Origin of the sequence: Hyphomonas sp., assembly GCF_018402285.1 — a bacterium.
In the GTDB taxonomy this organism is placed as follows: domain Bacteria; phylum Pseudomonadota; class Alphaproteobacteria; order Caulobacterales; family Hyphomonadaceae; genus Hyphomonas.
Genome location: NZ_JAGYJH010000003.1, coordinates 884,488 through 903,823, shown reverse-complemented (window position 1 = coordinate 903,823; position 19,336 = coordinate 884,488). Strand labels below are relative to the sequence as shown.

The window sequence follows — 19,336 nt, the reverse complement described above, 5'->3', positions numbered from 1 at the left end:
GGCCCTGTTATCGCAGGGCCGGCGTTTTGTTCTGCGCTAGTCCGGCTGCGCCGCTGCGGCGATGAAGGCGGCCACATCCCGGGCGCAGGCCTGGCCAGCCTCGACAAGGGCCTGGGCGCGGGCGGCGTCGGTGCGGCCGGCGGCTGTGGCGGAAGTCGAGATGGAGGCCTGCCGGTAGACGCTGCGGGCGCGGCCCTTGAGCAGGGTGCCTTCAAGCCGGCACCGGGCGGTGTCGCCCTTCAGGGTGAGATCGGAAATGCGCCAGGAGAATTCATAATCGGTGAGCGCGCCTGCCTGAGACGGCAGGGCGACATTGCCGCCCTGCCCGCGCAGGAGATCGAGGACGGCTTCCTGCAACAGGCTGGTCGACCGGTCCGTCCACTGGATCGAGCGAACATAGCGGATGGCGCCGGTCTCGTCCTCGGCCGACATGAACCGTCCCGCCAGCAGCCGGGAGGCCTCCGGTTCTCGGACAGTGACCGATGCCGAAAGCGTGTAGGCAGGGTCCATCGGGCCCAGCCGATAGAGCGCATTGGCCGGATCACGCTGGGGGATAACACCGGCGCAGGCGCCGAGCGACAAGGTGGCAGCGGCAAGGATCAGGGCACGGAACATCAGCGTTTCTCCTCATAGGGTACGGCTTCGCCAACCAGCAGCGACTGGGGATTGCTTTCCAGCTCTCTCAGGAACCGGTCAAACCGGCTCAGCATGATGCGCAGCTCCTTGCTGGCAAGGCCGGCATTCTCGAAGGTTTCAGAAGCCGGGCCTTCGATGATGGCCGTTGCGGCCGCGACGGCCTCCGCGCTGCGGTCAAGTGTGCCGCTGGCAGATTGCGCAACCAAGCGTATGTCGGCGACGATGAGCTTGAGGTCTGCAGCGGCTTCAGCAAGGTTCGTATCTGCCGAATTGCCGAACTCCTCAAATTCAATGGCGGCCTTGTCCACCGAGTCTGCGGCGCGCGAGACCTTGGCCAGCGTGACCGTGGCCTGATCGATCAGACCATCCTCGGCGGCGAGTTTGGCGGTCGCTATTTCAAGGTTCTTCAGGGTGGTGCTGACCGACGCGATGTTTTCGTCGGTGAGGATCTTGTTCACATTGTCGAAGGTGAGGTTGGCCCGGCCAAGCGCCTGGGCGCCGCCGGCGACGATCTGGTCGACGAGAGTGCGTTCGGATTTGATCACGGGAACCGGCTCGCCGGGGCGCGCTTCGAGCGGGCGGCCGGTGCCGGCACTGATCTGGATGAAGGTTGCGCCAGTGATGCCGGCCAGCTGGATGGAAGCGCTGGAATCTTCACGGATCGGCGTTTCGCGGGAGACGCGAATGCGGGCGCGCACCTTGGACGGGTCTGCCCGGTCGATCCGGACCGTGGCGACTTCGCCGACCTTGATGCCGATATAGCGCACCGCCCCGCCCTCTTCGAGGGAGACAGGCCCTTCAAACACGATGTCATAGGCCTTGTAGTCGCGGCTGAACTCAGACTGGCCAAGCCAGAGCACGAAGCCCGCTATCAGCGCGGCCGCGAGGATGACGAGACCGCCTATCAATGCATAGTTTGCCCGGGTTTCCATGATGCCCAGTCCTCCTAATAACCGGCCGAGGCCGCGCGTCCGCGCGGACCGCCAAAATATTCCTGAATCCAGGGATGATCGATCTGCCGCAGCTCATCCATCGTGCCCACCGCCAGAACGCGTTTCTCGCCGATCACGGCAATCCGGTCACACACGGCATGCAGGGTATCGAGATCATGGGTGACGAGAAAGACCGTGAGGCCAAGGGCCTGCTGCAGGTCGCGGATCAGCTTGTCAAAGGCCGCCGCCGTGATGGGGTCAAGACCTGCAGTCGGCTCGTCGAGGAAGAGGAGTTCCGGATCGAGCGCCAGGGCGCGGGCCAGCGCCGCGCGCTTGCGCATGCCGCCGGAAAGGTCGGAGGGGTATTTGTCGCCAGCACTTGGAGAAAGCCCCGCCATGTGGATCTTCATATCGGCAAGGGCATGGCGCAGGGCGGGATTGAGATCGGTATGTTCGCGCATCGGCACCATGACGTTCTCGCGCACGGTGAGGTTCGAGAACAGGGCGCCGTCCTGGAACATGATGCCCCAGCGGCGCTCAAGGGCGGTGCGGTCCTCGCTGCTGAGAAGGTCGAGCTGCTCGCCGAAGACTTCGACATGCCCGGATTCGGGCTGTTTGAGCCCGACGATGGCCCGCAGCGTTACCGATTTGCCGCCACCAGACGGCCCGATGATGCCGATGACTTCGCCGCGCGGGATGTCGAGGCTGAACCCGTCGAGGACGACATTGCGGCCATAGGCGACTTTCATGTCGCGGACCTGGATGACGGGCGCGGCGGTCATATACCGAGCTCCATGTAGAAGATCGCGAAAATCGCATCGAGGACGATGATGGCGAAGATCCCCTGCACGACCGATGTGGTTGTGGCCTTGCCGAGGGATTGGACACTGCCGCCGACCTGAAGGCCCTGACGGCAGGCGATCAGGGCGACAACCAGACCGAAAACGGGCGATTTGGACATACCGACCCAGAACTGGTCGATGGGGACGGAGGTGCGCATCCGCTCCAGGAAAACGGCCGGGTTGATGTCGAGCGAGGCCCAGGCCACGGCCATGCCGCCGGCGACCCCGGCAAGGGTGGCAACGAAAGTGAGGATCGGGGTCATCACCACCATCGCGATAATCCGGGGGGCGACGATCACATCCATGGCCTTGAGGCCAAGGGTCTGCATCGCGTCGATCTCCTGGCGCATCTTCATGGTGCCGATCTGGGCGGTGAAGGAGGAGTTCGTGCGGCCGGCCAGGACGATGCCAGTGAGCACGACGCCGAACTCGCGCAGCATGGAAAAGCCAATGAGTTCAATCGTGTAGATCTCAAGATCGAAATCCCGCAGCGTGGTTGCCCCGATGAAGGCGACGACCATGCCGACGAAGAAGGAGAGGAAGGCGATGATCGGCATGGCGTTGAGGCCAGCCTCTTCCATGACCGCGACGATCGAGGTCCAGCGCAGCTTCCAGGGCTGGGCGATCAGGCGGGCGATGGTGACCAGGGTTTCGCCCAGAAAAGCGAGGCTGGCGCGGGTTTCCTTATAGAAATCAACGCTTCCCTTCCCGGTCCGCTCGAGCATGGCGAGGAGGCCGGTATCTGGCGGCGGCGCGGGGAGAGCCGGCTCGGAATGGGCATGGACCTGGTCCAGAAGGCTGGCGGCAGAGGCATGTTCGCCGACAATCTGTGGCGGCCAGGGCGCGCCCGTCTGGCGCCAGGTGCGGTCAATCAGATACGCCCCGGAAGTATCCAGGCGGCCAAGTCCGGCCACATCGAGACAATCGGGGACAATTCCGGACACCGCGCGCAGCTGTGCATCGAGCTGGTTGATCGTCGCCACCGTCCAGTCTCCGCTAAGGCGGAGGACGTGTCCTTCGTCGCTCTCTTCAAGCGCGAAGCCGGGGGCGGTAAGACTGTGCATTCTTTGCGGTCCTGACTGACCTCATTAGCAAAACATGCTTAAGGACGGCCTGTTCCATTCCAAGACAATTCATCTCTCAGGATTAACCGATGGGTCATTTCCGGCTTGAAACCGCTCACATCTCCTCCCCGCTGAACGCGGCGTTTGCGATATCACGGGGGGCCAGGACCAGCGCGGAGACCGTGCGGGTGACCCTCACCGGCGAGGGCCATGCCGGCCGGGGCGAGGCTGTGCCTTATGGGCGCTATGGCGAAACAGTCGACAGCGTGCTGGCAGAGATCGAGGCGGCGCGGGGAGAGATCGAAGCCGGGATCAGCCTTGCCGCGCTGCAGGCCCTGATGAAGCCGGGCGCGGCGCGCTGCGCGGTGGACTGCGCGCTGTGGGACCTTGAGGCCAAGAAGACAGGCCAGCCCGTCTGGCAGCTGGCAGGGTTGCCGGAACCAAAGCCCGTCGAGACGGCGGTGACAATCAGCCTCGATGCGCCAGAGGCAATGGCGGCGGCAGCAAAAGCGGCCCCGGGCACGCTCCTGAAGCTGAAACTCGGCGGGGCCGGCGACCTTGACCGGATCAGGGCGGTGCACGGCGCGCGGCCAGACGCGCGGCTGATTGCCGACGCCAATGAAGGCCTGACCGAGGGCGACTTCGCCGGCCTCTTAAAGGCCGCGACAAGGCTCGGCGTGGTGCTGATCGAGCAGCCCTTCCCGGCCGGGAAGGACGCGGCCCTGATGCGCCGGCCGGGCGCCATCGCCATCTGCGCCGACGAGAGCGCACATACGAGCGCCGACATCCAGAAGCTGGCCCGGAATTATGACGCGGTGAATGTGAAGCTCGACAAGGCGGGCGGCTTTACCGAGGCGCTGGCCATGGTGCGCGCGGCGCGGACGGCGGGGATGAGCGTGATGGTGGGCTGTATGGTGGCCGGGTCGCTGTCGATGGCGCCGGCGGCGCTGCTGGCGCAGCTTGCCGACGCGGCAGACCTCGACGGACCGCTCTGGCTGGCGCACGATATCGAGGACGGGCTGACCTATACGGACGGAATGGTTACCCCGCCGGGGCGCGGGCTGTGGGGGTGAGCGCGCGTCTGGGTTTCAGGCCGCCGTTTTGGCCGGACGCAGCCCGGGCCGGGCGGAGGATTTGGGTGATCTCGGGATGGGGTAAACGCTTGCCCCTCTGAGCCCCCGCTCGCGCAGGGAAGAAAAGAGGGTGTGCTTCGGGGAGAAGGTCTGCCGGAAGGTCACTCGCCAAAGCCCGATCATCCCAGGTTTTGCGCGTTGGGGTGAGGGGTCTGCAAGCTGACGGGCTGGGGGCCCGGTCGCCGCAGGAGGTGATGTCTGTGCCACCCCGCCAGTGGACGAGGAAGAAGGCCTCCTTGCGTCTGCGCGCGTCCGTCAGATCGCCGGCACAGCATCGAAATACTCCGTGAAGACGGGGTGTTTTCAGACATAGTGCAGGGCGGCGAGGTGGATCATGGGGCGGAGGATACGCCCGGTGCGGGAGGCAAGGGTGTCAGTTTACCGCTTCCTTCACCGCGCTCTCATAGGCGTCCAGGGCGCTCAGCCATTCGGTTTCGGCTTTGGCCGCTTCGGCTTCGAGCTTGCCGCGTTCGACCGAAAGCTCGGTGATCTTCTGAGGCGAGAGGCCGGATCTGGAAAGTTCCAGATCAATCGTCCTGATACGGGCGTTGGCCTTTTCGAAGGCCTTTTCGGCGGCGTCGGCCTTCTTTTTCAGCGGGGCCGCGGACTCGCGCGCCAGCGAGGCGCGGCGGCGTTGTTCGGCCTTGTCGACGGGGTCTTCGGCAACCAAGGCGGCGGGGGCAGACTTGGCTGCGCCGCCTTTGTCGCGGTCTGAACTCATGACGAGCGCGCGGTAGTCGGAAAGGTCACCGGCATAGGGCGCGACCTTGCCGTCCTTGACGAGCCAGAGCTGGTCGGCGGTTGCCTCGGCCAGATAGACATCGTGCGTGATCAGGAGAACGGCGCCGGCAAAGTCGTTGAGTGCATAGATCAGCGCTTCGCGGCTGTCGATATCCAGGTGGGAGGTCGGTTCGTCGAGGATGAGAACTTGCGGACGGGAAAGCCCGATGAGGCCAAGGATGAGGCGGACTTTTTCGCCGCCCGAGAGTTTCTCGACCTTGGTTTCGACCTTCTCATGGGAGAAGCCGAGTTGCGCGGCGACCGAGCGCTGTTTGGCGACGGGGGTATCTTTCGGGAGCGCACGCATGACGTGTTCGAGGACCGTGTCGCCGATGCTGAGTTCGTCGAGCTGATCCTGCGAGAAATAGCCGATTTCGACTTTCTTCGGCATGCGGCGCTTGCCGCCGAGCAGCGGGAGACGCTCGGCGATGGATTTGACCAGCGTGGTCTTGCCCTGCCCGTTCGTGCCGATGATGGCGATGCGGTCGTCCGGATCAATGCGCAGTTTCACGCCCTTGAGAATGACCGCCTGCGGACCATAACCCATGGCGGCGTCTTCGATTTCCAAGAGCGGCGGGGCGAGCAAAGTCTCTGGCGCGGGGAAATTGAAGGGTGAGGTGCGCTCTTCCAGAGGAATCGAGATTTCCTGCATCTTCTCGAGCATCTTGATGCGGGACTGGGCCTGGCGCGCCTTGGAGGCCTTGGCGCGGAACCGGTCCACGAAAGACTGGAGGTGGGCGCGGTCCTTGTCCTGCTTGGATTTCTGGCTTTCGAGCTGGGCGAGCTTGGCCGCGCGAAGTTTCAGCCAGTCATCATAGCCGCCGGGCGTGATCGTCAGCTTGCGGTGTTCCAGAGCCATGGTGTGGGTGACCGAGCGGTTGAGCATTTCGCGGTCGTGGGAGACGATGAGGACGGTGTTGGGATAGCGCCGGAGATACCCCTCAAGCCAGGCGGCGCCTTCAAGGTCAAGATAGTTGGTCGGCTCGTCGAGCAGCAGCAGGTCTGGCTGGGCAAAGAGGGCGCCGGCGATGGCGGCGCGCATGCGCCAGCCACCGGAAAACTCGCGCGTGGCGCGGGCGAGGTCTGCGACCTGGAAGCCGAGGCCCATGAGGATTTCCGAAGCGCGGGCTTCAGCCGTCCAGGCGTCAATGTCCAGAAGGCGGGCGTGGATGTCGCCAATCCGGTCGGGGTCGGTCGCGGTTTCGGACTCCAGCATCAGGGCATGGCGTTCTGCGTCAGCCTCCAGCACGACATCGAGGATGGTCTGGTCCGTGGGGGCGACTTCCTGGGCGACCCAGCCGAGGCGGGCGCCGTTCTGCAGGCGGATGGGGCTGTCCTTGCCGGGGGAAGCGATTTCCTCGCGGATGAGGCGCAGGAGCGTGGACTTGCCCGTGCCATTGCGGCCGATGAGGCCGACTTTCCAGCCGGCCGCCACGCGCGCAGAGGCCGCATCAAAGAGCGGGCGCGCTTCGACCCGGTAATCGAGGTTCTTGATTTCCAACATGGCGGGGCTTTAACCCGGCCAGCGCCAAAAAACAGCCCGGTTTGCGCAAAAGACCGCTCATAATGACGCAGGCTGCACGCTGGCCCTTTTCTCGTCATGTTGCAGTGCACAAATTCCCCGCATGAGCGAACGCGGCTTTTCCACACGGCTCAACGCCGGAGACACGGTGTTCCTGCGCCCCATCGGGCCGCAGGACCGGGCGCGTGAGGTGGAGATTATCTCAAGGTTTTCAGAGCATTCGCGGTATCTGCGCTTCTTTTCCGGGGCGCCGACCCTGCCGGACGCCGTGATTGACCAGCTCGTGGCGGTGGACGGATACACCCACATTGCCTGGGGCGCGCTGGACCTTGATGTGACCGGGGCGCCGCTGATGGGGGTGGTGCGCGCCGTGCGCCGGGGGCGCAGCGATGAGGCCGATCTGGCGATGGGGGTGCTCGACTGCCATCATGGCAAGGGGCTGGCGCGGCTGCTCATGGCGGCGGTCGTGCATGACGCGCTGGCGGCCGGGATCACGCGGTTTTCCGCCGAAACGCTGGCGGAGAACGCGCCGGCGCGGAAGCTGTTCAAGGCGATTGGCGCAAAGGCAGCCGGGCGCGACGGGAATGTGGTGACCTACGCCTTTGACGCGCGGGAGGTGGCCGCGCGGCTCGGCGAAATCGGCGCGGGCGAAGCAATGGAGGACCTGCGCGAGGCGCTGGCCGCCCATCCCCTGCCCCGCCGGAAGACGGCGGCGGCCTAGGCCGCGCCGTCGAGGATGTCCTTGAAGCCGCTGGGGGCGTGCTTGCCGAGGAAGAGCTGTTCATAGGCGGCGACACCAACCGAGCTTTTGCCATCGGGGCCTTTATGAGTGGCGCGGACGATTTCCTGGATATGCAGGTTTTCGATCTCGTTCCAGGGGGATTTGGCGACGTCATAGTCTTCGCGCGCCGTTATCAGCTGGTCGCCATGGAAAACCCCGTGGCGGTATTTGGCGTGGTTGTAGCCGATGCCTTTCATCAGGAAGGTGCCCATCGGCTCATACTCTACCGTATGCGGACGGCCTTCATGATCCTTTGCGGTCAGGGTCGCGGCGGCCATGCGGCGGGTGCCTTTGGCATAGCGCACGTCCATGTTCACGTCGCCCATATGCATGCCGGCGCCCTGGGGCGCGCCGTCCATGACGAGGGAGGTGCGCGTGTTCCAGGGCTCTCCGTGTTCGTCATGGTTCACATGGTAGAACATCGAGAGGTTCTCGAAGTTGGTGGGCACCCAGATCCAGTAGAATTGCGGCGGCACGGGCGGGTACATTGGCTGGGGATCGGGCGCGCCGATGGGGCGCACGCCCCAGGAGCGATCACGCGTGCCGGTGAAGTCGTCTGGCTTGACGGCGATTTCCATGCCGTCGATGCGCAGCTTGCCCGACCAGCTGCCGTTCTGCGTCATGCGGGTGAGGTCCATCATCATGCGCGGGCCGATGCGGCGGGTGAAGCGGGGCTCTTCAATGGGGAACGCGCGGCCGGTGAACTCGACATCCAGCGCGATGCCTTCGGTTTCTTCCAGCTTCAGGCGGATGCGTTTGAGCGGTTCGACCACGGTGACCGAGAGGCCCCCGACATAGGTGTCCATCCGCTCCATGTTGAGCGGGCGGGAGAAGAACACCGAGGACTGTTTCCCGTCGCGCAGGACCGAGACGGCGCCGTCGATGACGTTGAGATGGGGGTAGACGCCCATGGCAGCGGCGAAGAAGGTTTTGCCGTCGGCGCTGTAGCCGTTGAAGAAATAGCGGTCATAGAAATTGCGGTCAGAGCCGGAGAAAGCGACCGGTTCCGGCGTCTGGTGGATGGGGTATTCGTCTCCGGCAGTCAGCATGGGGGTAATCCTTCCTCTGGGTGACCTCTTGGCGCGCGGGTCTCTGAGAGTAGGTATGCAAGGCGCGGCGCGCCGATCAAGCGGTGCCGCGACGGGAGGGCGCGATGACAAAATTTACGGCCGACGAGGCAAATGCCTTTCTGGGCAAGGCTTTCCCTGGGCGGGGCAACCAGAACCAGGTTGTGGTAATGGAGCCGGGCCGGGCGGTGATCCGGCTGGAGGCGGACGAGACGCATCTGCGCCCCGGCGGCTATATCTCCGGGCCGACGCAGATGAGCCTGTGTGACACCGCCGCCTATATGGCGATCATGACATTGACCGGCCTCGAGCCGATGACGGTGACCAGCAATCTCAACATCAATTTCCTGAGGCCCTGCATCGGCAAGGTGGTGATTGCCGAGGGGAAGATCATGAAGATGGGCCAGGCGCTGGCGATCATCGAAGTGGATGTGCGCATTGAGCACGCTGACAAGCCCGCGAGCCACGCTATCGTGACCTATGCCCTGCCCCGCAAGGGCTGAGCACCGCCCGCTCTGCGCCCCGAGGTTTTCATGAACCGGCTTGTTCCTGCTGCGGCCCTTCTGGGCTTTCTGTCTGTCGCACTGGGCGCGTTTGGCGCGCATGCGCTGGAGGGCGTTCTGACGGGTGAAGGCGAAGGCTGGTGGCAAACAGCGACGCTCTACGGGCTGACGCATGCGGGCGTGGCGCTGGCAGCCGGGCTGTCAGGCCGGGGCGGAAAGATCCTGATCGGCGGCTGGGTGATCGTGGCGGGCGCGGTGATCTTTGCAGGCACGCTCTATGCCATGGCGCTGGGCGCGCCGCGCTGGTTTGGCGCGATCACGCCGCTGGGCGGATTGAGCCTGCTGGCAGGATGGAGCCTGATCGGGCTGGGCGGGTTCGCCTCAGCGCGGCGCGGTCAGGACGCGGCGCCGAAAGAGCCGGTATAACGCTCGGCAAGGTCGTCGGCGATGCGGCGGGCCTCGTCGATCGAGGCAGCAAAATCACCGAGTTCGGTTTCCACCGGGGAGACATCCATGTCAGCGCGGGCCGAGACGATTTCGAGCGCGTCCTGGAAATTTCGGTGGGCCATCTGAGCACGGACGAGGGCGCGCTCAAAGGCGATGACATCATTGCGATTGGACGCATCACCCCTGGCGTTGCCGAGGACGTCGCGCGCTTCCAGCGTCACGTCTTCCAGACCCTTGCGGGCCGATTCGCTGTCAGATGAAATCCGGGCGAGCACGAGGACAGGCGCGCGCGAGGCAGCGCCGATCTCGGAGGCATAGGCGGGAAGGGTCTGCTCGCTGGCGCTCCGCCCCCGGATCAAGAGGTCTGCAAAGCCGGCAAGGCCCTTATCGGCCTCGGCCCAGCCCTTGGCGGCGAGATGGTCGCAATAGGCGTCAGACGTCTTGCGCAAGGCAGACTGGCTCTTGGTCAACGCCGTCTCAACCGTCGTCTCGCCGGGAACAACTGAAACAGTTGCGCATCCCGCCAGAACGCCTAGGGATACACACACAAGAACGCTACGCATCAATTTGCCACCCGCCAGCAGCCAGCTTCCCCAAGTGACACAAACACTATGGGTGTGGATAACAGAAGTCCAGTCATGTCAGGCATTTTGGCCGACCATAAGTGAAGAGCGCATGAACAAACGCCAGACCCGCCGAATATTGTATCACAGGCATGAACCACATGCCTCCGGACGCCTGCGTGTGTCGGATATACACGAAATCTACTGGGAAGAGTCCGGAAATCCGAAGGGCATCCCCGTGGTTGCCTTGCATGGAGGGCCGGGCGGCGGGTCCAGCCCGGAAATGCGGCGGTTCTTCGATCCTGACCGCTACCGGATCTTCCTGTTCGACCAGCGAGGCTGCGGGCGCTCCACGCCCCATTCGGAGCTGCGCGAGAACACGACCTGGGACCTGGTGGCCGATATCGAGGCGCTTCGCAAACATGCGGGTGTCTCCGACTGGCTGGTTTTTGGCGGCTCCTGGGGCTCAACCCTTGCGCTTGCCTATGCGGTGACGCACACGTCGCGCGTGCTGGGCCTTGTCCTGCGCGGCATCTTCCTTGTCAGCAAGGCGGAGATCGACTGGTTCTACCAGTCCGGCGCCAGTCGCCTCTTCCCCGATGCGTACGACACCTATGTGGCCCCGATCCCGGAAGAGGAGCGCGGTGATCTGCTCACGGCGTTTCACAAACGCCTGACGGGCGACAATCCGAAAGAACGGATTGAAGCGGCACGGGCCTGGGCGCAGTGGGAGGGCCATACGCTTTCGATCAAGGGGCCGATCACGACGCCGCCGCGCTTCAATGAGGATGATTTCGTCGACGCGTTTGCGCGAATCGAATGCCACTATTTCTACAATGGCGGCTTCTTCGAGAAGGATAACTGGTTGCTGGAACAGGCCGGGGCAAAGCTGAGCCGCGTGCCCGGTGTGATCGTCCACGGACGATATGATGTGGTGACGCCGCTCTCCACCGCCTGGGAGCTGACGAAGGCCTGGCCTGCCGCCAGCCTGCATGTCGTGCCGGACGCCGGCCATTCCTCGATGGAGCCTGGCATCATCGACCGCCTTGTTCAGGCGACCGATGATTTTGCAGACCGGCTGGGCGCGCGCGTCCGGCTTTAGGGGCGGGAGTGACTGAAGGGCGGGTTCTGGCCCTTTGCTGCCATTCAGCCAGCCTGAATTATCGCGCCCTAAACAGCCGATTGCCCGCGTCTGATCTTAGCGGGCGCAGCTGACTGTTTTCCCGGCCGGGCCGTTGATGCAAAGGGATCTGTCGTTCGTCGTGGTGTCCCGAGATGACGCGGTTTGGCCGTCAGGCACCTGTCGTAAAGGGGCAAGGATCCGCAGCGTTCGCAGCATGCGGATCGGTGCTAGTTTTCGACGGCGGGCGCCGGGCCTTTGGGTTCGGTCCAGCTCCACGGCGCTTCCATGGACATTTTATAGGTCTGCGCTTCGAGGGTCCGCAGGCCACCGCGACCATGATCGCGGAGGGTTTCATAGAGGACGCGGTGAGCTTCAGGCGATGCCTTGACCGCCTCGTCATACGTGTCGCGGACGAATGTGTTGTAGGCCCGCAATTGCGTTCCGAATTGCTCCTTGGTCGCGACATCGCTCGCCAGCGAGTAATGCGGCCCCCAGATGCGATTGAGTTCGAGAGCGATGGCCAAACGCGTCATTCCGTTCTGAAGATTTTTCGGCTTGAACCACTCCTTGCGCGGCAATGGCGGCCGGGTTGCAAAGGCCCGCAGCTGGATTAGCTCATACTGTGACTCGAAGGCCGCCAGTTCTTTGTCCTTGAGCCATTTTCCATCGCGTGACGGACCTGCGCGCTGGCTGTAGGCTTCCTTCGCGTCGTCCATCATGGCCAGCATCTTGTTCGCGTCGGTTTCGTGTTCGGCCTGCGCCCGGCGCAATTCGGCGAACCATTCGTGCACATAAAGATAGGGTGTCCCGGCGCACGAGCGCGACATGTTCTCGATCAGGATCGGCGCTATGTTGCCTGTCCACTCCCGCTTGTACTTGTACCAGAGGTTCTGTGAGACGTTGCCCCAGCTGTTGTCGCATGACGGAAATTTTCCGCCCGGCTCGAAATAGGCGGGTTTCGGACCGCCCGCTTCAGCCATCGTGATAGCGGAGTCGACGACCCGCTGGCGCAATTCGGAGACAGCCTGGAAATTGACGGGAACCTGTGGCAGGTCTCCGGCCTTGATCACCAGATCGACGGCGCGGTTTGCGACCGAGCCTTGATCCCGAAGGCCCAGGTCCTCGCGACGGAGCAATTCGTACCAAGCATCCGCCAGCGCATAGAGCGTGACCACCTCGTCGGGGCAGACGGCTTCAAGAAGGTTGGCGTCATCGATGGCGGTCTGGTTGATCGCGCCCTTGTCCTGGAACAGGGTCTTGATCGTCACGGCATAGGCTTCGGAATTGGCCGGGCATGGTGCGGTCTTGCCGGCGGGGGACGTCGCGCCCGCGCCTTGCGCAGCAGCGGTCGGCGCAGCGCATGAAAGGATAGCAGCCGCAAGCATGGGTTTCAGGCCCAAACGTATAGCCGATCCGGTCCGGGCAGCGCGCATGATCGATCTCCGTGTTGGCTTTTGGCGGGGTCAGCCTAGAGCACGCTCGCTGGCCGTTGTAGGCAGATTCGGCAGCTTTTTATCCCGCGCGGCTGGCTTTCCGCGGCGTTGCAGAGGACGCGGTGATCGGAGTCTGGGGCGATGCATCCAGGATCGCAATTGCTTTCATTTGAGAACAGCGTGAGCGGCGACAACAATGTCGCGTTCCGGCGATTAGCCGCCTCCCGCCCTTGCTTAAACACCGGGCCCGTCCTGCGCAGGCGGACAGGCCCGGTTGAGCGGACCTATTCCTGCCCTGCCAGGTCGTAGTTGGGACCGAGCAGGACTTCGAGGGCGCCGGGCAGCTGGACGTGGTACTGGTCCTGGATCTTGTCCAGGAAGCCGAAGACCAGGACGAGCCCGATGAAGGGCGGCACGAACCAGCGGATCAGGAACCGCCAGGCGTTCATGATGAAGCCTTCGCCAAGCTCTGAGGTGAGCATCTCGCGGCTGAGGATCCAGCCGGCGAAGATGGCCGCCAGAAACCCGCCGAGCGGGAGCAGCAGGCCCTCGGTCATGAAGTCCATGAAGTCGAGATATTCGAGCGAGAAGACATACGCCGCCCCGACCATGAAGAGGACAAAGCCGATGCCGGAAGCCGCGCCAAGGCGGGTGACGCCCTGACGTTCCTCAAGCCAGGAGACGCCCACTTCCATCAGCGAGATGGACGAGGTGAAGGCGGCAAACAGTGCCAGCGAGAAGAAGATGACCGCGAAGATCGCCCCGCCCGGGATCGCCTCGAACGCCACCGGCATGGAGACGAAGAAGAGGCTGGGGCCGGCGGCTTCATCCAGGCCGGCGGCAAACACGATCGGGAAGATCGCAAAGCCGGCGATGAGCGCCACGAACGTGTCAGAGCCTGCTACGATGGCAGAGGATTTGGGAATATTGGTGCCCCGGTCGAGATAGGCGCCATAAGTGATCATCAGGCCGACGCCGACGCCGATGGAGAAGAAGGCCTGGCCAAGGGCGGCGAGGAAGGTCTTGAAGCCGACATCTTCCCATTTCGGCTCAAAGATGAAGGACACCGTGCGCGCGACATCGCCATTGGCCATCGAGAAGCCGACGACCACGATCACCATGACGAAGAAGAGCGGCATGAGAATGGTGGCGGCCCGTTCCAGACCGCCTTTCACGCCGCGGCCGACAACGAAAATATTGGCCACGATGAACAGGCCGAGCAGCATCAGCATATACCATTTGGAGTTCAGGGGGTGTTCCCCCTGCCCGATGGTGTTGAGGAAGTTCTGGCCGGATTCTTCGGCGGTCGTGCCGCTGAGATTGCCGCCGATGGCCTGGATGACATAGGCCATCAGCCAGGCGGAGATGACCATGTAGAAGGTCAGGATGAAGAAGGCCGTGAGCGAGCCGATCCAGGAGACGATGCCCCAGTTCTGGCTCTTGCTTTCGGCGCGGGCGAGCGACTGGACGCCTTCGATGGCCGACATGCCGGATTTGCGGCCCATGGCGTATTCCGCCATCAGGAGCGGCAGGGCAATCAGCACGACGCAGAGAATGTAGATGACGATGAAGGCGCCGCCGCCATTCTCGCCGGCGGTGTAGGGAAACCGCCAGAAATTACCCAGCCCGACGGCCGAGCCGACCGAGGCCATGATGAACCCGAATCGCGAGCTGAATGTTTCAGACTTGCGGCCAATATCTGCCATGAATTCCGCTCCCCAGAGGCAATGTTTGGCCGGACCGTAGCGGGACGCGGTCAGAAATCAACGCAAATGGCCAGTTCTGTGGATCAGAACAGGCCGCGGATATTCAGTTTCTCGTCGCGGTGGAGATGGGCCGACAGGATGAGGCCGAAACAGGCCATCACGGTGAGCAGCGCGGTGCCGCCATAGGAGATGAATGGCAGCGGCATGCCCACCACCGGCAGGAGGCCGATGACCATGCTGATGTTGAAAATGGCGAAGAAGGCAACCGTTGCGGCCGCCCCGCAGGAAGCCAGGCGCCCGAACCAGCTGCGACAGCGCATCGCCACGAGGAAAGACCAGACAAGCAGGAAGGCAAAGGCCGACAGGAGGGCAATGGCTCCGATGAAGCCGAACTCTTCGGCGATCACGGTGAGGACGAAGTCGGTATGCTGCTCGGGGACATAGTCCTGCTGGGACTGAATGCCCTGCAGGTATCCCCGGCCGCTGAGCCCGCCGGCGCCGATGGCGATCTTGGCCTGCTCGATCTGGTAGCTCTCGCCCAGCCCGTTGGTGGCCGTGCCGGTGAGGCCGGCGATGAAGGTGTCGACGCGCTCGCGCTGGTAAGGCTCCAGCACGAAGAGATAGGCGGCGGGTACGGCGGCGATGCCGAGGGCGATCACCGGCAGGATGATGCGCATCGACAGGCCGGCGAAGAAGATGACCAGGCAACCGGATGATACGAGGGCGAGCGTGGTGCCAAGGTCGGGCTGTTTGAAGACGAGCCCGGCGGGCAACAGGATGATGGCAAGCGCGCCGAGATGGACCTGGAAGCCGGGCACGTAATTGGTCGAGTTGAGGGCAGTCTGGTAATAGCGCGCGAGCGCCATGGTAACTGCGAGCTTGGCAAACTCGGAGGGCTGGACGAGCATGCCGCCCACGCTCAGCCAGCGCTCGGCGCCTCCCCGCATCGTACCGAACTGGTCGACCAGGACAAGCAGGACCAGGGTTGCGAGATAGGCGGGAAAGGCGAGCGCGGCCCAGACCTTCAGCGGGGTCAGTGCCAGCACGATCATCACGGTGAAGGCGATGGCAAAGCGGATCAGGTGGTTGCGCCAGAGGTCTGCCTCATGTGGCGAGGGCATCTGGTTGACGGGGTCCCAGGCGGTGGAGAACAGCATGGCCGCGCCTGTCAGCGCCATGGCGCTGATCACGAGGATGACGCCCCAGGGCAGGCGCGCGAGCTGGCCGAGCGGGCCGAGGCCGGCAAACTGCAGCGAGGAGGTCGCCGTGCGCACGCGCGCTTCGCCGCGGGTGAAGCCTGTGAAACCGTCGCGGCTCATGCAGGCTCTCCGGCTTCGGGCTCTGGCGCCGTTGACGCGCGGCGGGCGTATTCGGGCGTGCGCCCGCTTTCCATCCTGATGGCGGCGGCGAGGATGTCGCGGGCCACCGGCGCAGCGGTGCGCGAGCCGCCCTCGCCATGCTCGACAATGACCGAGATGGCGTATTTGGGATTATCGGCCGGGGCATAGGCGACAAACAGGGCGTGGTCGCGCAGCTCGCGGGCGATCGCGTCGCCGCCGCGCACCACGCCGGTTGCGCGCTCTGCGGCCGTGATGCGGCGTACCTGGGCAGTGCCGGTCTTGCCGGCAAGACGCGGGCCGCCGAGGCCAAGGTCGCCGGAGCGGTAGGCTGTGCCCCCGCCTTCGGAGGTGACCCCATACATGCCGGCCTTCATCCGTTCCATGATCTCGCGGTCGAGGGGCGCGTCCAGCACGGCGTCGTCCTCGTCCACCGGGCCGAGACCGATCATCCGGGGCCGGATGGGCGCGCCTGTGGCGGCAATCCGCGCGGTCATCAGGGCGAGCTGCAGCGGCGTTGTGCCGAGCTGCCCCTGGCCGATGCCGAAGTTGAGGGTTTCGCCTTCAAACCAGGGCTCGCCGCGGGCTTTCTGTTTCCATTCGGGATCGGGCACGAGGCCGCCCCGCGCGCCGGTCATGCCGAGCACCCAGGATTGGCCGAAGCCGAACTTGCGGGAGACTTCGGCGATCTTCTCCACCCCTGACCGGCGGGCGATTTCGTAGAAATATACGTCGCAGGACTGTTTGATGGCGTCGTGCATGTTCATCGCGCCGTGTCCGGGGCGTTTCCAGCAGTGCCAGGTGCGGTTGCCGAAGCGGTAATGGCCCGGGCAGCGGATACGCTCTTCCGGCTTGATGACACCGGCCTCAAGGGCGGCGGTCGCCACGACCATCTTGAAGGTGGAGCCGGGCGGATAGACCCCGCCATGGGCGCGCGGATAGAGCGGGGCGCGCGGATCATCGCGCAGCAGTGCATAGTCGGCGCCGGAAATGCCGTTTACGAAGCCATTGGGATCGAAGGCGGGTGTCGAGACCATGGCGAGGACATCGCCGTTTTCGATGTCGATGACGACCGCCGCGCCGCTTTCGCCCTCGAACCGGTCGATGGCGACGCGCTGAAGCTCGGCGTCGATGGTGATGTAAAGATCCTTACCCGGAATAGCCGCCTGCTTGGGGTCCTGCTCCAGCTCCCAGAGCGGGCGGCCATGCGCATTGGCGACGACGCGGCGGCGGCCCGGGCGCCCACGCAGCCAGTCTTCGGCAAAGCGCTCCATGCCCTGACGGCCGGTCCGCATGTCGGGGTGGCGGAACATCTCCTGATAGGTGCGCGCGTCTTCGGGTGCGAGACCGGTGGTCAGGCGGTCAAGATCTTCGCCGCTGGCGCGGGCGACATAGCCGAGCACATGGCCAAAGTCCCGGCCTCGCGGATAGGAGCGCGTCGAGGCCATCTGCACATCAACGCCTTCCATCTCCACGGCATGCACCTGCATGCGGGAAAATTCCTCGAAAGTCAGCTCCTGCGCCACGATGACCGGCAGGAAGGCCGAGTTTCGGCGGCGCGCATTCCGGATTTCCTCGATCAGGCGGATGCGGCGCGCATCGGGCAGGTCGATCAGGCTGGATATGCGATTGAGGACGGCCTCCGGATCGCTCATCTGTTCGGGGATGACGGAGATCCGGCCGGCCTGGCGCTGCGACGCCAGCGGGCGGCCGAACCGGTCGAGGATCTGGCCGCGCTCGGGCGGGGCCATGACCAGCTTCACATGGTTGGCTTCGGCGAGGCCCTGATAGCGCTCAGCGTCGAGGAACTGCAGCTGGAAGAACCGCGCCGCCAGCGTTGCCCAGACAACACCGCCGACCCCGGCCGCAATGAACATGCGGCGGTCGAACATCTCGTCGGCATTCCTGTTTTTCCGGCTCATGTCGTCTGCCCTGGTGCTTCTCCCGGCCGCCGCCCGAGATCAAAGATGCGGTATCCTGCAAGATAGACAAGCCCGGTTGTGATGATCGAGGCGAGGATCGGTGTCGAGCGCACAAGATGGTCGCTGGTGATGCTGGCAAAGACCCAGATGAGCACCAGCGCGACGAGCAGCATGACGACCGGGCCAAGGACAGCCACCAGGGCATCACGCATGCCGTCGGTCTGGCGGGTGAAGGCGGAGCTCAGTCCGTACACCGCCAGATTGATAACCGCAAAACACCCCAAAGGCGCATTGGAAACAATATCCTGCATCAGGCCGAACAGGAGCAGCAGGATCATCGGGCGGATGGAGAGCCCCACCCTGCCCCAGCCCATGGCGCCCCAGAGGGCGGCAAATGGCCAGGCGATCTCGATGCCGAAAATCTCGCGCGGCAGCATGCCGATGGCCCCGGTGAGAACAATGAAGAAAGCGCCGAATGCCAGGCGGGCACTGGGCGCTGTCTGGCTCCACAGGGACTTCTTCCGCCGTCTGAGCTTTCCGCTGGCCATGCCTATTGGGTCCCCTGCGGCTGGCCGGTGGCGGTCTCGGCCGGTGGCGGGGTGGCCGCGGCGGCGGCAGCGGCGCCCGGCGCGGGCGTGGCAGCAACGGGGGTGCCGGCACGGACGCGGCAGCGCCGGCTTCTGCGGCAGGACCTTCCGGCAAGGGCGGCGGCTCTGCGAGCGGAACCGGGATGACCGGCGGCTGGATCATCCGGACATAGGTTCCGCCATGATCGCGCATGGCGAGGCGCACGCGCCAGCCGGCGCCGTCCTGACGGGCCGAGCCGACCACGAGGCCGCGCGGATAGGCCCCGCCATCACCGGAGGTGAGAATACGCTCGCCTTCGACAAAGCCGGCGTCCTCGGGCAGGTCTCCGAGGCGGGCGGCTTCCCGGTCCTGGCCATACATGATGGCGCGCACGCCGCTGACTTCGCCCAGAACCGGCAGGCGGCTGGAATAATCGCTGATGAGCAGGATGCGCGAGGAACGCTCGCCCAGATGGATGACCCGGCCGACCAGGCCGCCTTCATTGACGGCCACTGCGCCGGGCTCGACGCCCTGCAGCTCACCGGCATTGGCCAGGAGGGTTTGCGAGAAGGGCCCGTCGACCTCGGTGGTGACGCGGGCGGTGACCCCCTTCTCCGGGGGCTCGCCCATCAGGTTGAGGATGCGCTCATAGGCTTCCAGCCGGTCTGCCATGGAAATGGCGGCAGCCTTGTAGCGGGCGAGGTCACGCACTTCGTTTTCAAGTTCGCGGATCCGGCCTTCCCGCTCGGCCTGGCCGGTGATGCGCGCCCAGAGGCTGATCTCGCTCGGCGCACGCAGGCGGTCGCTGACCGTGGTGCGCGCGGGCACGAAGAATTCGGAAATCTGCGGTGCAGACTGGGCCACGACCAGCGCAAAGGCGACCGCCATGAAGACGCCGAGCACAAGCCGGCGTGCCCCGCGGGCCGCAGTTCTCTGACCTGAAGGTCCGAAGCGCGCCATGTGTCTGGCTCCCTCGCC

18 protein-coding genes are annotated in these 19,336 nt (G+C 64.6%); 5 read left to right on the top strand and 13 right to left on the bottom strand.

What is annotated here, in order from left to right; genetic code table 11:
- Positions 1-36 precede the first annotated feature (36 nt).
- From KG722_RS06985 to KG722_RS06970, 4 genes are read right to left on the bottom strand one after another with little or no spacing between them, the layout of a single operon-like run.
- Positions 37-615, bottom strand: a complete 579-nt coding sequence (locus KG722_RS06985; protein ID WP_213271030.1) for an ABC-type transport auxiliary lipoprotein family protein — start codon at positions 613-615, stop codon at positions 37-39.
- Positions 615-1,568: an MlaD family protein gene (locus KG722_RS06980; protein ID WP_213271028.1), complete on the bottom strand. Its 954-nt coding sequence runs from the start codon at positions 1,566-1,568 to the stop codon at positions 615-617. The genes KG722_RS06985 and KG722_RS06980 overlap by 1 nt, the downstream gene beginning before the upstream one ends.
- A gap of 14 nt (positions 1,569-1,582) precedes the next feature.
- Positions 1,583-2,350, bottom strand: a complete 768-nt coding sequence (locus KG722_RS06975; RefSeq protein WP_213271026.1) for an ATP-binding cassette domain-containing protein — start codon at positions 2,348-2,350, stop codon at positions 1,583-1,585.
- Positions 2,347-3,474, bottom strand: coding sequence for an ABC transporter permease (locus KG722_RS06970; protein ID WP_213271024.1), 1,128 nt, complete (start codon positions 3,472-3,474; stop codon positions 2,347-2,349). The genes KG722_RS06975 and KG722_RS06970 overlap by 4 nt, the downstream gene beginning before the upstream one ends.
- Positions 3,475-3,563: 89 nt before the next feature.
- Between KG722_RS06970 and dgcA the strand changes: the two genes are divergently transcribed.
- The gene (gene dgcA / locus KG722_RS06965; RefSeq protein WP_213271023.1) at positions 3,564-4,547 is read left to right on the top strand and encodes an N-acetyl-D-Glu racemase DgcA; all 984 of its coding nucleotides are present in this window, start codon (positions 3,564-3,566) and stop codon (positions 4,545-4,547) included.
- Between the two features lie 433 nt (positions 4,548-4,980).
- Here dgcA and KG722_RS06960 read toward each other — a convergent pair whose 3' ends face one another.
- Positions 4,981-6,891: an ABC-F family ATP-binding cassette domain-containing protein gene (locus KG722_RS06960; protein WP_213271022.1), complete on the bottom strand. Its 1,911-nt coding sequence runs from the start codon at positions 6,889-6,891 to the stop codon at positions 4,981-4,983.
- A 121-nt stretch (positions 6,892-7,012) separates the two neighbouring features.
- Between KG722_RS06960 and KG722_RS06955 the strand changes: the two genes are divergently transcribed.
- Entirely contained in the window at positions 7,013-7,630 is a 618-nt protein-coding gene (locus tag KG722_RS06955) for a GNAT family N-acetyltransferase (RefSeq protein WP_213271021.1), read from the top strand.
- On the opposite strand, the gene KG722_RS06950 is transcribed toward KG722_RS06955, so the two are convergent.
- On the bottom strand, positions 7,627-8,739 hold the full coding sequence (locus KG722_RS06950; RefSeq protein WP_213271020.1) for a hypothetical protein: 1,113 nt from the start codon (positions 8,737-8,739) through the stop codon (positions 7,627-7,629). The two genes, KG722_RS06955 and KG722_RS06950, sit on opposite strands and share 4 nt — an antisense overlap.
- Before the next feature lie 104 nt (positions 8,740-8,843).
- Here KG722_RS06950 and KG722_RS06945 point away from each other — a divergent pair, with 104 nt between their 5' ends.
- Both KG722_RS06945 and KG722_RS06940 read left to right on the top strand, forming a co-directional pair.
- Entirely contained in the window at positions 8,844-9,260 is a 417-nt protein-coding gene (locus tag KG722_RS06945) for a PaaI family thioesterase (protein ID WP_213271019.1), read from the top strand.
- A 30-nt stretch (positions 9,261-9,290) separates the two neighbouring features.
- Positions 9,291-9,686, top strand: a complete 396-nt coding sequence (locus KG722_RS06940; protein WP_213271018.1) for a DUF423 domain-containing protein — start codon at positions 9,291-9,293, stop codon at positions 9,684-9,686.
- Here KG722_RS06940 and KG722_RS06935 read toward each other — a convergent pair.
- On the bottom strand, positions 9,656-10,270 hold the full coding sequence (locus tag KG722_RS06935; RefSeq protein ID WP_213271016.1) for a hypothetical protein: 615 nt from the start codon (positions 10,268-10,270) through the stop codon (positions 9,656-9,658). The genes KG722_RS06940 and KG722_RS06935 overlap by 31 nt on opposite strands.
- A 112-nt stretch (positions 10,271-10,382) precedes the next feature.
- Between KG722_RS06935 and pip the strand changes: the two genes are divergently transcribed.
- The gene (pip, locus tag KG722_RS06930) at positions 10,383-11,372 is read left to right on the top strand and encodes a prolyl aminopeptidase (protein WP_213271014.1); all 990 of its coding nucleotides are present in this window, start codon (positions 10,383-10,385) and stop codon (positions 11,370-11,372) included.
- A 248-nt stretch (positions 11,373-11,620) separates the two neighbouring features.
- Here pip and KG722_RS06925 read toward each other — a convergent pair whose 3' ends face one another.
- The 6 genes from KG722_RS06925 to mreC form a co-directional block, all read right to left on the bottom strand.
- Complete coding sequence (locus KG722_RS06925) at positions 11,621-12,826, bottom strand: hypothetical protein (RefSeq protein ID WP_213271012.1); 1,206 nt, start codon at positions 12,824-12,826, stop codon at positions 11,621-11,623.
- A 284-nt stretch (positions 12,827-13,110) separates the two neighbouring features.
- Positions 13,111-14,532 carry a sodium-dependent transporter gene (locus tag KG722_RS06920; RefSeq protein ID WP_213271010.1) on the bottom strand — a complete coding sequence of 474 codons (1,422 nt, stop codon included), beginning with the start codon at positions 14,530-14,532 and terminating at the stop codon, positions 13,111-13,113.
- Between the two features lie 83 nt (positions 14,533-14,615).
- Complete coding sequence (rodA, locus tag KG722_RS06915; protein WP_300998284.1) at positions 14,616-15,851, bottom strand: rod shape-determining protein RodA; 1,236 nt, start codon at positions 15,849-15,851, stop codon at positions 14,616-14,618.
- Positions 15,848-17,791, bottom strand: a complete 1,944-nt coding sequence (gene mrdA / locus KG722_RS06910; RefSeq protein WP_213271008.1) for a penicillin-binding protein 2 — start codon at positions 17,789-17,791, stop codon at positions 15,848-15,850. The genes rodA and mrdA overlap by 4 nt, the downstream gene beginning before the upstream one ends.
- Positions 17,788-18,003, bottom strand: a complete 216-nt coding sequence (locus KG722_RS06905; protein WP_213271006.1) for a hypothetical protein — start codon at positions 18,001-18,003, stop codon at positions 17,788-17,790. Before KG722_RS06905 ends, mrdA begins: the two co-directional genes overlap by 4 nt.
- On the bottom strand, positions 17,996-19,318 hold the full coding sequence (mreC, locus tag KG722_RS06900) for a rod shape-determining protein MreC (RefSeq protein WP_213271004.1): 1,323 nt from the start codon (positions 19,316-19,318) through the stop codon (positions 17,996-17,998). The genes KG722_RS06905 and mreC overlap by 8 nt, the downstream gene beginning before the upstream one ends.
- Positions 19,319-19,336: the final 18 nt, after the last annotated feature.